Genomic DNA, 14,938 nt, shown 5'->3' on the forward strand with positions numbered 1-14,938 from the left:
ATGAGCAATTGCAAGCATGTCACCCTGACAAGGAAAAGATTTATGTGATTTGTGATAATGCACGATATTACAAAAATAAGCACTTACAAGAAAAATTGGCAAGTAGCAGGATAAAACAGCTTTTCTTGCCTGCTTACTCGCCTAATCTTAATTTGATTGAAAGATTATGGAAATTTATGCGTAAAAAGGTCATTGATACTTGTTTTTATAGAAAGTTTCAAGATTTCAAGGAAAAGGTCTGTGAGTTTTTTACCCATATTGCCCAATATAAGCAGGAATTAGAAACCTTAATTTCTTGGAATTTTCATATCCCTAAAACCAAAACCAATTTTTATTGAGTATAATAAAGCAATAAACTTCATAAGTTTTATTAGGTTTCAACAAATATTCGTTCGTAATTTCTCCTGCCCCACCCACCCCTCTCCACTGGGAGGGCAAGGGGGGGCAGAATCGAGGCTTGACCAAGTGCTTTATCTCTATCAAGTTATATGTAAGTAGGGCTATGGCTTTTTGGTATGTGAATGTTGATACGCTTTCTTCATAGATAAGACAAAAATAGCAAAAATAACAAGCATTTCCTCATCTTACTCCTCTAAGCTACACATTCCTATAGGCGCACCCGGAGGCAGGGGCTTTTCGCTCTCTACTTTGGCTCTTTCTGGGGTTTTCATGCGGTCAAGGGCATAATCCAAGTGTGCTAAGTAATCAGTTTCTTTACTTTCTGCTTTTTTCGCTTCTATCCAAGTTTTCAAGTTTTTTACTGCTTGGTTGGCAATGCTTTTTACCAACATGGAGGCATTTTCATTTATGCTCAAAGCCAAAAGGTGCGTAAGCATGATTTGCTCGGTTTGCATCTGTACACTGCGCTGTAAACCACTCAGTCTTGGGCTTTTCCATGTTTTTTCAATGATAGTATTAATAACTTCCTCTAAACCCAAGCTGTTGTTTCTTGCTTTAAACTCTACCAAGCGGGCCGCCCTTTCATGGTGAAAAAGGAAAGACATAGGAAAAGATGCTGCCGCTTCTGCTGCACTCATAGGGTCAAAAGTCAATCCTGTTCGCTTGCTAAAAAGTTCTCTGTGAGGACTATAGCCTTGAGGTCTTGGAGGGATAAGTTTGATGATGTTTTCTGGCAAGGTTAAAATTTCTGGGCTAATCGCTTGTAACATTGCGTCTAAGGCTTGTTGCTGTACCTCTTTGGGGACTATTTCTGTAACCACCTGCTTATCACCGCGTATTGCATAGCTGTAATTCATTCCTCCTATCAATTTGGCTACAGCTTCTAATTGATAGCGGTGATAGTTGTAGATAGGCACTAAAACTTCTTCTAAGACGGCATAAGGCACGCCGTTTCTGATATTTTTTACTGAAAAATTATCAAGTGCTTTCTGCCTCACTTTCAAGACATTGCTAAACTCTTTGACAGCATTATCTCCATTGTCCCAAAGGTGTGCTTTGGGGTGCGCCCCGCCTGTAGCCCTTGCGTCCACATCTGAAATAAACAACAGTCCTTTGGCAATCGCCTTATCCAAAACCTCATTCAAGGCTTTTTTCTCATCAGTACCTTTTGGGAAATCTTGGTAGCCCCAAGTGATGCTGACCTTGTCCCACTCCCCTATTTCTGAAGTATAGGCATTGGAAAGGTCAATGTTGCCATTTTTGTCCAAAGAAACAGTTGGATGCGGATAGTCCATGACAGAAGCGCGGTTATTCATGCTTGCGGCGTAGTTATGCACCAAGCCAATCGTATGCCCTACCTCGTGGGCAGAGAGTTGCTTTAAGCGGTGCAAAGCCATTTTGAGCATGGGGTCATTTTTCTCGTCCAATTTTTCTCCATTTTCAAAAGGGGCAAGCAAGCCTGTGGCTATCAAATAGTCCTGTCTTACCCTCAAAGAACCAAGCGTAACATGACCTTTGATGATTTCGCCTGTGCGAGGGTCAGTAACCGAACTGCCATACGACCAACCGCGAGTGGAACGGTGTACCCAGTTGATGACATTGTACCTAATGTCCATAGGGTCAGCATCTTCGGGCAAAAGTTTGACTTGGAAAGCATCTTTGTAACCTGCCGCTTCAAAAGCCTGATTCCACCAACTCGCTCCTTCCAAAAGGGCGGTGCGAATAGGCTCAGGCGTTCCATTATCTAGATAGTAAACTATGGGCTTCACTGCTTCACTAACTTTTGCAGAAGGATTTTTCTTTTTCAAGCGGTGGCGAATGGCAAACTTTTTTTCTAAAGGCTCACTGACAGGTGTACTATAATCATAGTATGAAATATTAATGAAGCCGCTACGAGGGTCGTACTCTCTTGGGACATACTCATTATCGGGGAGTTGTATAAAAGAATGGTGCAGTCTTAGGCTAAATGCTTCTTCAGAAGGCACAACAGAACGCAAGTAATTTCCTGCCTCTGCCCCTGTAAAAGTCAAAGTAGCTTCAAATTCTGTGTTTTGTGGAAAATTTTTGGTGCGGGGAAGATAAATAGCACTGCGACTTATATCTAAGTGATAAGCACCTTGTCGCATGTTTTTGATACGGTCGGCAATACCATGAGCATCTCTGAGCAAAAACTCTGTCATATCCACCAATACCTTGTTGTTTTCTACTGCCTCCACATCAAAACCATACAAAACAGATTGGGCAAAAGACTCTCTTACTGCTCTTTGCTCTGCTTTGTCGCTGGTAATGGCGCGATATTTTTGATTGGGTTGGAAAAGCAAAACCTTACTGGCAACTCGATTGAAATAGACTATCCTTTCATCTCCTAACTGATTGCGGTCAAGCCCAATATCGTTAGAGCCAAGCCCTGCGGTCAGCGAATTGACGTAGAGAAACTCTGTATCGAACTTGTCAATTTCCAAATAAACTGCCCCTGTTTTTTCATCAAAATAAAAGCTGAAGAAGCCCTCATACTTTTTAAAATCTTTAGTTACCTCACTGATAGAAGGCATTTGGGCAAGCAAGCAGTGGACACAAAAAATAAAAAACAAGAAAAGCAAATATTTTTTCATGGTATGTTGCGTTTTAAGTTTTGTTTACCTAATAAGATGGGAACGTACTTTAATATACCCCAAGATGCAGATTATCCATCAAGCAAATTAAATTTCCCAAGTGTCTTTTACCACTGCGATTACAATTTTTCCATTGACTTCTTTATAAATTTCATAGATACTTGCCTTGAACTTTATGCAAAAAAAATAAAGCCCTAAGAAATGCGATTTCATAGGATGAACAATCATGGCTTACAAATTAATAAGTATTAATCTCATTACCAGTCTGTCCTTTGAAAAAACATTACAATAGGAATAATAGCGAAGCCAAGCGGAATCAGCACTGCAATCGCATAGCCTAAACCTTTGATGAGCGGTGTATATTTTTTATGATTCAAGCCCAAAGTTTGAAAAGCACTACTAAAGCCATGCAATAAGTGGAAACCTACGAAAATCATACTGATGACATAAAAAGCTACATACCACCATTGAGCGTATGTGGCTTTGACGACTGTATAAAGGTCTTTTACCTCCTTACCGTCATAATTTTGCGTGGGGATACTTCCAAAGTGCATTTCATACCAAAAACCTCTGAGGTGAACAATTAAGAAAACTAAGATGATAGTTCCTAAAACACCCATGTTGCGAGATGCCCAAGAGCTATTGGTACTTTGTCCTGCTAAGTAGGCATACTGCACAGGTCTTGCGGCACGATTGCGTTGCGTAAGTACAGCAGAAGTATAGATATGCAAAAGAATAAAGAAAAAATTACCAATACTAATTACTTTAATCAGTGGGAAAGTAGTCATGAACTCTGCGTACAGATTGAATGCCCTTCCTCCATCACCTTTGATGAGTTGGAGATTGCCAGAAAGGTGAACCACCAAAAAGAGAATAAGAAAAAGCCCTGTGAGTGCCATAATCAACTTGCGCCCAATGGTGCTTGTAAGCATATTAACTAACCACTTCATTATGTTTGAGTTATTTAAAGTTTTATCAAAAAATTTTTATTTTAAAAATATACTACTAAGTTTGAAAACCGTATGAATTTAACATCATCAATTTTACTGTTTCAAATCTAAAACTCAAAAAGGTAGAAAGCAAGATAATTCTACTAATTTGTAAAGGTTCTAAATTATAAATAGAGATTTATTCTTTCTTTTGCCACTTCTACCTTAGTTGATTCGTCTAAACGATTATGTAGGTGAATGGTTTGTAGAACATTATTGTTAAAAAATTGTATTATTTTGGAAAGACTTGCGTAAATTGAGTTATCATTAGGAAAAAGTCTAAATTAGTTTAGTTATGTTTTACAGCGATATTAAAACTTTAAAATAAACAATGAATTACTTGGCATTTTTCAGATGATTACCGATAAATTTAATTAAAGTAGGCATGAAAAACTTATACCATATTATTTTATTTGAGTCCCTTAAAAACTACTAAACTTTGAATCTTGTACAATGCGAAATTACAAATATTACTTCCATACGATTTTCAAGCAGCCTCACGCAAAGAAGTTTATTTTACTCCTTTGTCTATTTTTGTTATTTTTTTCAAAAACTTATGCTACTCACATACGCGGAGGCGACTTGACAGCGAGGCGGCTTCCGGGTGCGGGTTTGACTTATGAATTTACCTTGACTATCTACCGCGACGTTACGGGAGTGCCGGCTGATGAGCGAGTAGAGTTTGACTTCGGGAATGGAGAAAAAGCAGAGGTAAGGCTGACCTCTACTCAAGATGTAGGGAATCAGACAGAAAGATTACTCTACATTACTACTTATACTTTTGCAGGACCGGGCGAGTTTAAAGTTGGGGTAGGCATTAGGAATCGCAACCCGAATGTATTAAATATTCCTAACTCTATTAATACTCCATTTTACATAGAATCTACTTTTCTAATTTCTCCCTTTTTGGGTCTGAATAGCGCACCTATTTTAACCTACCCAATTTTAGATTTTGGAGCATCGCGTCAGATTTTTATTCACAATCCAGGAGCATTTGACCCCGAGGGAGATAGCCTTTCTTATGAATTAACTGTTTGCAAGCGAGATGTAGGAAGAAATGTGGAGGGCTATTCTTTCCCTGAAACCTTGTTTGGAGCTACCAATCAAGCAGGAACGGGACCTGCAACCCTCAAAATTGACCCACTTACAGGTGATTTGATTTGGGACGCTCCCTTGCAACCTGGTCAGTACAACGTAGCTTTCTTTGTCAATGAATGGAGAAATGGAATCAAGATTAGTTCTATCAACAGAGATATTCAGATTATCATTCGAGAAAACCCTAATAGACCTCCCGTGCTAATCATTCCACAAGATACCTGCGTGATTGCGGGGAGTAGTCTGACCAGAAATATTATTGCTACTGACCCAGATAGGGATTTTATTACCTTACAGGCTTTCGGTGAACTTTTCCAAAATCGCGCACCAGGGAATCGTGCTACCTTTGATACATTGCTGAGTCAATCCACTGCGGGTAGGCGAGTTGGTACTTTCCGTTGGCAGACAGTTTGTACCGATGTACGCAGAGAGCCTTACAATGTGGTTTTTAGAGCGGAAGACCGACCCACTCCGCGAATTAATAGATTAGTCGTTCTTAGGACTTGGCGTATTACGGTGATAGGGCCTCCGCCTACAGGACTGACTGCTACGCCTGACAATATCAATCGGAGTATTTCGCTGTCTTGGGCAAATTATACTTGCCCTAATGCGACAAGAATGTTGATTTTTAGACGACAAGGGACTTCTGGTTGGAATCCGGATAATTGCGAAACAGGGATTCCTGCTTCCGCAGGCTACCAACAAATAGGCGAAGTCCCCATAGGGCAAACGACTTTCTTAGACAATAATGGTGGGCAAGGACTTAGGCGAGGAGTTACTTATTGTTACCGTATTTATGCTGTTTTCCCCGACCCAAGAGGCGGAGAAAGTATTGCCTCTACGGAGATTTGTACTACTTTGCAAACTAACGCTCCACTCATCACCAATGTAAGCGTAGAAAGAACAAGCCCTACACAAGGAGAGATTTTTGTGCGTTGGGTAAAGCCTATAGCGATAGATTTAACGAGGTTTCCTAAGCCTCATACTTATCGTGTAACCAGAGCAGAAAATTTTAGCGGTACTGCAAACATTAGGCAGTTACCAAGAATTTTTGCTGAGAATGATACTTTTTTTACAGATACAGGACTAAATACGGAGCAGAGAGTTTACAATTACAGGGTTACTTTTTTTGCTAATGGAGTGATTGTAGATAGTTCGGAGGTAGCCTCTTCGGTACGTTTAGAAGCCGCCCCTGCTTCCAGAGCCATAAATCTGCGTTGGAACATGGTTGTGCCTTGGAATAACCTTTCTTCTAAGTACAAAAGACATTATATCCATAGAGAAAGAGTAAATAATCGAGGAACTTTTGACTTAATAGATAGCGTAGATGTAACGGTAAATGGTTTTAGATATACTGATGTAGGCAGATTCCAAAATCAGCCACTCCAAGACGGCGTAAATTATTGTTATTTTGTAACTACCAGAGGCTCTTATGAAAACCCCAATATCTTTGAACCCTTGCTGAATAAATCTCAAATAACTTGCTCTATTACAAGGGATACTGTACCTCCATGTCCCCCAAGAGCAACTATCGTTCCTTTAAACTGTGAAAACTTCAATCCAAGTGATAATTGTAATGAAACGTATAGCAACCGAATTTCTTGGAACGCAGACCGAAGAGCAGGTTGTGATACTTTTATTTCTGGATACAAGATTTATTTTAAACCTACAGAAAGCGATACCCTTAGACTACTTGCTACGGTCAAAGATACTTCCTTCATACATCAGAACTTGACCTCTTTGGCGGGCTGTTATGCGATTAGTGCTTTGGATACGGCAGGGAACGAAAGTAGGCTCAGTAATTTGGTTTGTAATGATAACTGTCCGTCTTATTCGCTTCCTAACGTAATTACGCCCAATGGAGATGGGAAAAATGACAAATTTGTTCCCCTGTCATGCCCAAGATTTGTAGAAAAAGTAGTATTTAAGGTATATAACCGCTGGGGAAGTTTGGTCTATCAAAGCGATAATGACATATTTTTGAATTGGGCGGGTGTAAGCCAAGACGGAAAGCCCTTGCCCTCGGGCTTGTACTATTATGAAGCAGAAGTTACCTTCATCAGACTACGGCGAGAGGATAATACACTGAGGCTAAACGGTTGGATACAAATACTTAGGGATTAACTACTTTTGACAAGGTTGTTATACCCAAATAAAATTAGTTTGTAAATTTATTTGAGTGAAAAAGTAATATTATCAATGTTTTATAACTAACACATTTCCTGACAGGTTTTACAAACCTGTTAGGTATGATTATAATCTTATGAATGTTTGAACTCTTAGATAGAGAAACTCAAACAGGAACAGATTAGTAGAGTTTTTTATAGGTTTCTATTCAGAGGACAAGGTACTATCATAGGACATTGGAGTTCGGGGTGGCGAATAAGACGAACAGGTAAGTCAAAAGCTTGGTGTATAGTTTCGCAGGTAAGTACTTGAGCAGGTGTTCCCCATGATAATAACTTCCCTTCTCTCATTATCAGGACTTTGTCAGCATATTGCATTGCCAGATTGAGGTCATGTAGGATAGCAATTACTCCATACCCTTTGCGACTTAGCTCGTGGGCGGTGCTTATCATTTCTTGTTGATGCAGTAGGTCTAAGCCGGTAGTAGGCTCATCGAGCAGTAGCCAAGAATCGGGGTGTTCCCATACCTGAGCTAAGGCTCTGGCAAACTGTACTCTTTGTTGCTCACCTCCTGACAGAGTATGATAGGAACGATAAGCTAAATGGGCAACTCCTGTTTTTTGCATTGCTAAGTAACATATTTGCTCATCGCGAAAACTTGGATGAAACTGAAAATATGGATAGCGTCCCATCATTACTATTTCAGCAGACGCAAAGCCTAAAGAAACCTGATTTTGTTGCATTAGCACTGCCCTCTTGCGAGCAAGTTCGTCAAGTGTATAGTCTTCTAAGGCTTTGTTACCAAAAAAAATATTTCCTTGGTAGGGCAAAATATCACGACTTAAGAGTTTAAGTAAAGTGGACTTGCCTGCGCCATTTGCTCCAAGTATTGCTAAAAGTTCGCCTTGCTGTGCTTGGAAGTTCAAGTCTTGTACTAATAACTTTTTACCTATCTGATAACCTAAATTGCGTACTTTTATCATAAATTATCTTTGTTTTTCTCTGAGTAAAATCCATAGAAATACGGGAGTACCTAAAAGAGCGGTAAGAATACCGATGGGCAACTCAGCGGGAGCTACAATAGTGCGCGAAGCGGCATCAGCAAGGCTAAGAACGGCAGCCCCCGCTACTGCCGAGCCAATAAGCACCCTGCGGTGGTCAGCACCTGCCCACAAGCGAATGATATGTGGTACTACGAAGCCCACAAAGCCGATAGTTCCTGCCAAAGCTACAGAAGTGCCTACAGCCAGAGTTGCTAAAATGATTACCTTACGCTTCAGCATTTTCAGATTAACGCCCAAATGAAGGGCTTGCTGTTCTCCTAATGCCAAAAGATTCAAGGCTTTGGCAGTGCTCGGTAGAAGAACTAAAGACAAGCCTATGAGTGGCAAAGCAACTAGTACACTTGCCCAAGTAGCCCCGCCAAGACTACCCAGCCCCCAAAAAGTGAGGTTTCTGAGTTGCTCATCATTGGCTATATAAGTCATTAGCCCTGTTAATGCTCCCACTAAAGCATTAATGGCAATGCCTGCCAACAACATTGTAGTAATCACTGCTTTGCCTGACACTTTAGAAAGTTGGTACACTAAGAATGTACTAAGAGCGGCTCCCAAAAAGGCAGCCAAAGAAAGAGCATAGCTTCCTATGATTCCTTTTAGCTTTTGAAAAAAGTGTATTTCCAAAACTATCATCAGTACTGCAAAAAGCGAAGCACCTGCTGAGATACCTATAAGTCCGGGGTCAGCCAGAGGGTTGCGAAACAAGCCCTGTATTGCTGCGCCTGCCATCGCCAACCCCGCTCCTATCAGCACCCCTAAAGCTACACGAGGCAGGCGTATTACTTTGAGAACAAGGACTTGCTGCTCCTCAAAAGGAAACGGACTACTTATGCCTAACTCACTAAGAAAGATGCTCCAAAGTTCAACGAAAGAGATAGATACTGCCCCTACGCAAACTGAGAGCAAGACAGAGAACAGCAACAAAGTCCACAGCAAGTAAAAGAAAAACGAACGAAAAGAAATCAATGACATTAATAGTTAGTTTGGCTAATCTTTTCACTAAGTTCTACTAAAGCTTTGCCTACTCTTATCCCAAAGCCTGTGAGCAACTGCCCGTCCATAGCAATAACTTTGCGGTTCTTTCCTGCCTTTGTTTGGCTGATGCCTTGTACTTTGAGCAAACCCTCTACTCCGCCTACACTTTCCAATCCTGAGTTAAACAAAATAATAAAATCAGGATTTGCCAATAGCAAAGACTCCGCAGTAAGTGGCTTATAGTCTGCAAACCCTTTGACTGCATTTTCGCAGCCTACCAACTGAAACATCTTTTCTAATGGAGTCCCCTCTCCACTTACCATCAGAGACCCTACACCGCGAGCATAAATGAATAACCCTTTCTGCGAGGGACTTACTTTTTTTAGTTTAGCTAAGTCTGTTTCCATACTTTTAATAATTACTTCGCCTTGGGCGGCGCGTTGGAAAAACTGAGCAACTTCCCTAATGAGTTGTTTTGTGCCTTCGATGCTATAAGTGCGCGGAAAAATCTGCACCTTCTTTCCTGCGGCTCTTAGTTGGGCTATCACTTCTGGCTTTAGATTGCTGCTCTCCAAACCTACTATAAGGGTAGGATTAAGCGAGAGTACCCCCTCAGCTGCTATATTGCGGTTGTGTCCTACCTGAGGTAGCTTTTTGAGCGACTCGGGGAAGGTACTTGTTACATCTACCCCTACTATCTGATTTTCTAAGCCCAAAGCACATAGCAACTCGCTTAGCGTACCATCTACAGAAACAATACGATTCTGAGCATAGGCAGTACAAGCACTTAGCCAAAAAGCAAAGCAAAAAACAATAAATTGCTTGATTTTCATAGTTTTGATTTTCATAATTTTGATTTTCATAATTTTATCCTTTTAATTGGCTTATTTCTTGTACCAAATTTTTCCACTCTATACGTTCAGGCTGGCTTGGCTTGCGAAGCCCAAAAAACTGAGCAATCATATTACGTTCTTTATCAAAAAGTTCAAGGCTCGTAACCATACCATCTGCCGTAGGTTTGCGGACTACCCAACTTTCCTTTATGAGGTCTTGGCGGAGGTGCATATTAAAATCTGGGTCTAACACATTGAGCCAGATAGCTTGTGGGCTTTCCATGAGGCGAATAGTACGTACTGTACCTTGGTGTATCTGTATATTGCCTCTGTTACCTACAAAAATCATAATCGGTAGCTGTCTTGCTGAGACTGTTTCAAGCAAGGGCTGGATAGCAGTAGGAGCGATACGATATGTATATTTGCCCTCAGCCAATCGTAAAGCATCTTGGCGATGTACTTCAAACTTTCGCAACATCCCAAAGAAGTCATGCGTATCTTGTAGGCTATCCCAAGCCTCTATAAACGCTCTTGAATTTATCTGTTCTATGGGTTTATAAGAGAAGTCAGTAGGCGGTTCTAAGAGCAGAGGCGCATCTTGGTCTTTGGCAGAAAAGTCTTCTACTAATTTTTCAAAAGCATCTAAGTTACCCTCTTCCTGCAAATAAATCTTGGTAATTGCCTCTCCTGCCCCATCAAAGAACTGAAGACTTTTTAGGCTTCTGCCCTTTGCTGTAGGCTGTTCGGTAGCAAAACCCAATTTCCATGCACTAAAAAACACGCGTGTTTCTATGTAGCCTATCACGGTTGCCATAGCTTTGGGCATAGTTCCAATGATGTCTATTTGCTCAAAAGTACCTTTGTGCTCCAGCACACACCCATCGTTACGGGTGAGCGACATCACTCGCCCAAGTTCAGGCAATCTGCGGTATAAAGCAGTCCAGTCGCCTTCCAAGCGAATTGTATGCTCGCCTACAGTAGTTGCCAATAGCTCTGCCTCGCTTACGCCTATTTGAGCAGCGGCTTCCCTAATACGCATAGAGGGTTGTTCTTCTCTTAGCTGCTCCCATCGCTCTTTGAGAGAAGCGGTTGCGGTTTGTATTTCCATAGGTTAATTATTAATAACTCAGAAACATGATTATTTATAAACATTCTAAATTATCACAAAATTAAAAAGGCTTTTTTAAAAGTCAAATTTATTTAGACTAATTATAAATAATTTTATCTTTATTTGGATTTAATCTAAATAAGAATATAAATTTGTAAAAATTTTACATCAATCATGAAAATATAATGTTTATAAAAATACTCTCATGTTATTTACTATCAATTACTTATGAAAAAAATATTCTATTTTTTATTATCTCTGTTTTTTATTCTATCATGTACGTCAATAGCTTACTCGCAACAGCCTGATACACTTAAAACACAGGCTTTGGAGGCAGTAACTGTTACAGCTACCCGTACTGAAAAACTCTTAGGTGCAGTACCTATGCCCGTTACCCTTATTAGCCAGCAACAGATACGACAAATGGGCAGTTTGCGGCTTGGGGACGTATTGCAGGAGCAGACGGGTTTGGCTATCGTAAACGACCATGGACAAGGTTTGCAAATGCAGGGTTTTAATCCTGATTACACGCTTATACTTATAGATGGTGAGCCACTCATTGGCAGAACGGCAGGCACTATGGAACTTTCACGAATCGCTATTGGTAATATCAAACAAATAGAGATTGTCAAAGGACCTACCTCCAGCCTCTATGGTTCAGAAGCTTTAGCAGGAGTGGTTAATATTATAACCGAAACGCCCAAGAATACCTCTTTGCGACTTTCTGCTCGTTATGGAGCAAACCGTACTTCTGACCTTGGACTGTCAGCAAACCTCAAATATGGTCGCTTGGGTATTTATGCTTTTGCTAACCGCTATGGCTCAGGGGGATATGACTTTACGCCTGAAACATTTGGTAGGACTGTTGAGCCTTTTCATACTTATACTTTTCAGTCTAAAATACACTATGATTTTTCAGAGAAGATAAAACTAAAAATTTCTACCCGTTACTTCAATGAGCAACAGGAGGCTAATTTCGACCTTGGAAGGGTAGGGCAGGCTTCGCTGGTTGGTGGACAAGGCATAGTAAAAGACTGGAACCTCAACCCTACGCTTGACTGGCAAGTGCTTCCTTCTCTCAAAGTCTATTTTCGCTATTATCATTCACAATATGCTACTGCTTCTGACCTACGCTATCTACAAGACCAAAAACCTTATGAAAGCACTTTTTTTGACCAGACCTTTCAACGCCCTGAGATACAGGCAGTTTATTTCTTAGGAGAAAAACATATTTTTACAGTAGGAACAGGCATAGTGAGTGAAAGCGTAGCTGCTACTCGCTATCAAGGTCGAAAAGCCTTTGCTACAAAATACATTTTTGGGCAATACGAATTTACTCCAAGCAATAGACTTAGCCTGCTACTCGGAGGCAGGTACGACCAACATTCGGTTTATGGCTCTCAGTTTAGCCCCAAATTCTCTGTCCAGTACAATATCCACCCCCAAATCGCACTTAGAGGCTCGGCAGGTGTAGGCTTCAAAGCCCCTGACTTCCGACAGCTTTACCTCAATTTTGTCAATAGTGTAGCGGGCTATTCTGTTTTTGGAACGGAAGAATTACCTTTTATACTGACACAACTTAAAGCTCAAAATCAAATAGCAGAGGTTTTTGTTCCCTCTGCTACCTTAGGCGCATTGAAGGCAGAAACATCTTTTGCCTATAACATAGGATTCAAAATCAAACTTAGCGATGCTTTCCAATGGAACTTGAATGCTTTTAGAAACAATGTGAGTAACTTGATAGAAAGCCAAGTAGTTGCTCAGCGCACCAATGGACAGAATATTTTTAGCTACCGCAATCTCAAAAGTATTTTCACTCAAGGCATTGAGAGCGATTTGAGCTATCAAATACAGCCTAACTGGTCATTCTCGGCAGGCTATCAATATATGGTTGCTAAAGACCGCGAAGTGATTAGACAGATAGAAGCAGGTGAACTATTCCGCCGTAATCCTCAAACACTTGTTACTGAAAGGCTTACTCTCACTGATTACGGTGGGCTGATGAACCGAAGCCGCCACATGGCAAATGCAAAGGTCTTTTATCAAAACGCCACCAAAGGTGTTAATGCCTCTTTGAGAGTCATTTATAGAAGTAGATTTGGCTTTGGCGATACCAATGGCAATCTTGTATTAGATGATGACAGCGAATATGTCAAAGGATTCATTACTTGCAACTTTGCGGCGAGCAAAGCCTTTTGGAAAGAGCAGGTACAACTACAAGTAGGGATTGACAACCTACTCAATTACCGAAATCCAAGCCAACAACCCAACATAGCAGGTCGGCTGTGGTGGCTGAGCTTAAATGTGCAACTTACTAAAAAATCTTCTTTATAAATTTTTTTGTTTCACCATTTTAAAACCTCAAATTTTTGATGAAAAAGTTATTTATTTTCCAAATCTTATTTGTGTTTGCTATACTATTTACCGCTTGTGGGAAGAAAGATGAGGCGACTCCTAACCTCATCAATGCCCAAACAGTAACTAACTTAGCAGCAGACCCTGTAACGATAGACCCCGCTACAGGCAGACCCATAGGGGGTACGAACCGATTTACGCTCTATAATCTGAAAGATAACCGAGTCGTAAGTAATACTGACAGTGCTACTAACAAATGGGACATAGGTTTCAGAGGTACTACGATAATCGTAAATGGGGGAGCGATTCGCAGTGGACAAGGTGGTGCGTATATCTATGCAGGCTTATTTGATGAGTTCAAAGAAGTACCTACCTCGGCGACTTTTGCTCAAGACAACTCTCCTACTGCCTTAGCAATTACCCCTACCGCGGGCATGGGTTGGTACAATTACAATGCTACGACCCATGTTATTACACCTATCCCGGGTAGGGTTATCGTTTTGAAAACAGGAGATGGCAAATTTGCCAAAATAGAAATTTTGAGCTATTACAAAGATGCTCCTACCACTATTACATCGACTTCTGTATCACGATACTATACCTTCCGCTATGTTTACCAAGGAGATGGTAGTCGACGCTTGCAATAATTTTGCTAAAATATAAGATATAATGCCTCAAATTTCTATCTTTGCTTTGCATTAGTAGATTTTTGAGGCATTTCTTTTTCTTAGAATATTTTTTACTTGCCTCTTCATGATATATGTAAGTAGGTTTCAACAATTAATCGCTCCCTCGTAGTGCTGACTTTCTATAAGCCACAGCGGAACTGTCTGGTGCTATTCCGACAACTCCATTTTGGTTCTGAAAATTGGTATTAAGGTCAAAAAACAGTTTTTATTAAATATCAATATAATAGAGGAGTAATCCGTTGATAATCAATTAAAATAATAAATAAACAACTAATACTATGTCATTAAAAGTAGGAAGCACACACCCAATTGAGAAAGCAGCAAGCGAGGTTCGTCTTAGCCTTGCAAAAGAAAACAAGGAATTTTTAGATATTATTTTTTATAATATGTCTAAAAGTAAGGATTATCCTAAGGCATGGGAAAAAGCCAATCTGAGATATGGAATCTATGTAGAAGCCAATATACCATTTTTCTTAGTCGACTTCCCACAAGAGGGCAAAAGTTATGCTATGCCTGTCAATCTCTATGATATAAGTACCAATGAAAGAGCAAGTTGGCTAAAGGAAACCGAATCTACTATGAACCTATTTTTGCTAAATGCTAATAATAACGTGAATTATTTTACATTTTCTTGAATAAATACAATTTGTTTGTCCTCTAATTTTTGTGGATATGCTTTTATGTTTGGTGTTTTTTCC

Annotated in this window: 11 protein-coding genes; 5 read left to right on the top strand and 6 right to left on the bottom strand. The window is 40.3% G+C overall.

Annotated features, from left to right (window positions below):
- A partial coding sequence (locus BM141_RS20770) for a transposase (protein ID WP_177217486.1) occupies positions 1 to 338 on the top strand: 338 nt, incomplete at its 5' end.
- A gap of 246 nt (positions 339 to 584) precedes the next feature.
- Here BM141_RS20770 and BM141_RS20775 read toward each other — a convergent pair.
- Positions 585 to 3,011, bottom strand: coding sequence for a zinc-dependent metalloprotease (locus tag BM141_RS20775; RefSeq protein ID WP_091549381.1), 2,427 nt, complete (start codon positions 3,009 to 3,011; stop codon positions 585 to 587).
- A gap of 257 nt (positions 3,012 to 3,268) precedes the next feature.
- Positions 3,269 to 3,961 carry a succinate dehydrogenase cytochrome b subunit gene (locus tag BM141_RS20780; protein ID WP_091549382.1) on the bottom strand — a complete coding sequence of 231 codons (693 nt, stop codon included), beginning with the start codon at positions 3,959 to 3,961 and terminating at the stop codon, positions 3,269 to 3,271.
- Positions 3,962 to 4,453: 492 nt separating this feature from the next.
- On the opposite strand from BM141_RS20780, the gene BM141_RS20785 reads away from it, so the two are divergent.
- Positions 4,454 to 7,219: a T9SS type B sorting domain-containing protein gene (locus BM141_RS20785; RefSeq protein WP_091549383.1), complete on the top strand. Its 2,766-nt coding sequence runs from the start codon at positions 4,454 to 4,456 to the stop codon at positions 7,217 to 7,219.
- Positions 7,220 to 7,416: 197 nt separating this feature from the next.
- Here the strand turns inward: BM141_RS20785 and BM141_RS20790 are convergent, their stop codons facing one another.
- Genes BM141_RS20790 through BM141_RS20805 form a run of 4 tightly spaced genes read right to left on the bottom strand, consistent with a single transcriptional unit; the run spans position 7,417 to position 11,196 of the window.
- The gene (locus tag BM141_RS20790; protein WP_091549384.1) at positions 7,417 to 8,205 is read right to left on the bottom strand and encodes a heme ABC transporter ATP-binding protein; all 789 of its coding nucleotides are present in this window, start codon (positions 8,203 to 8,205) and stop codon (positions 7,417 to 7,419) included.
- Positions 8,206 to 8,208: 3 nt separating this feature from the next.
- Positions 8,209 to 9,252: a FecCD family ABC transporter permease gene (locus BM141_RS20795; protein ID WP_091549385.1), complete on the bottom strand. Its 1,044-nt coding sequence runs from the start codon at positions 9,250 to 9,252 to the stop codon at positions 8,209 to 8,211.
- Positions 9,252 to 10,118: a heme/hemin ABC transporter substrate-binding protein gene (locus tag BM141_RS20800; RefSeq protein WP_221407725.1), complete on the bottom strand. Its 867-nt coding sequence runs from the start codon at positions 10,116 to 10,118 to the stop codon at positions 9,252 to 9,254. Before BM141_RS20800 ends, BM141_RS20795 begins: the two co-directional genes overlap by 1 nt.
- Before the next feature lie 4 nt (positions 10,119 to 10,122).
- On the bottom strand, positions 10,123 to 11,196 hold the full coding sequence (locus BM141_RS20805) for a hemin-degrading factor (protein WP_091549386.1): 1,074 nt from the start codon (positions 11,194 to 11,196) through the stop codon (positions 10,123 to 10,125).
- Between the two features lie 228 nt (positions 11,197 to 11,424).
- Here BM141_RS20805 and BM141_RS20810 point away from each other — a divergent pair, with 228 nt between their 5' ends.
- The 3 genes from BM141_RS20810 (at position 11,425) to BM141_RS20820 (ending at position 14,875) form a co-directional block, all read left to right on the top strand.
- Positions 11,425 to 13,530 carry a TonB-dependent receptor plug domain-containing protein gene (locus BM141_RS20810; protein WP_091549387.1) on the top strand — a complete coding sequence of 702 codons (2,106 nt, stop codon included), beginning with the start codon at positions 11,425 to 11,427 and terminating at the stop codon, positions 13,528 to 13,530.
- Between the two features lie 38 nt (positions 13,531 to 13,568).
- Positions 13,569 to 14,198: an HmuY family protein gene (locus BM141_RS20815; protein WP_091549388.1), complete on the top strand. Its 630-nt coding sequence runs from the start codon at positions 13,569 to 13,571 to the stop codon at positions 14,196 to 14,198.
- 320 nt (positions 14,199 to 14,518) lie between these two features.
- The gene (locus tag BM141_RS20820; RefSeq protein ID WP_091549389.1) at positions 14,519 to 14,875 is read left to right on the top strand and encodes a hypothetical protein; all 357 of its coding nucleotides are present in this window, start codon (positions 14,519 to 14,521) and stop codon (positions 14,873 to 14,875) included.
- The last annotated feature ends 63 nt before the right edge of the window (positions 14,876 to 14,938 follow it).

This window comes from Thermoflexibacter ruber, from assembly GCF_900113045.1.
Classification (GTDB): Bacteria; Bacteroidota; Bacteroidia; order Cytophagales; family Thermoflexibacteraceae; genus Thermoflexibacter; species Thermoflexibacter ruber.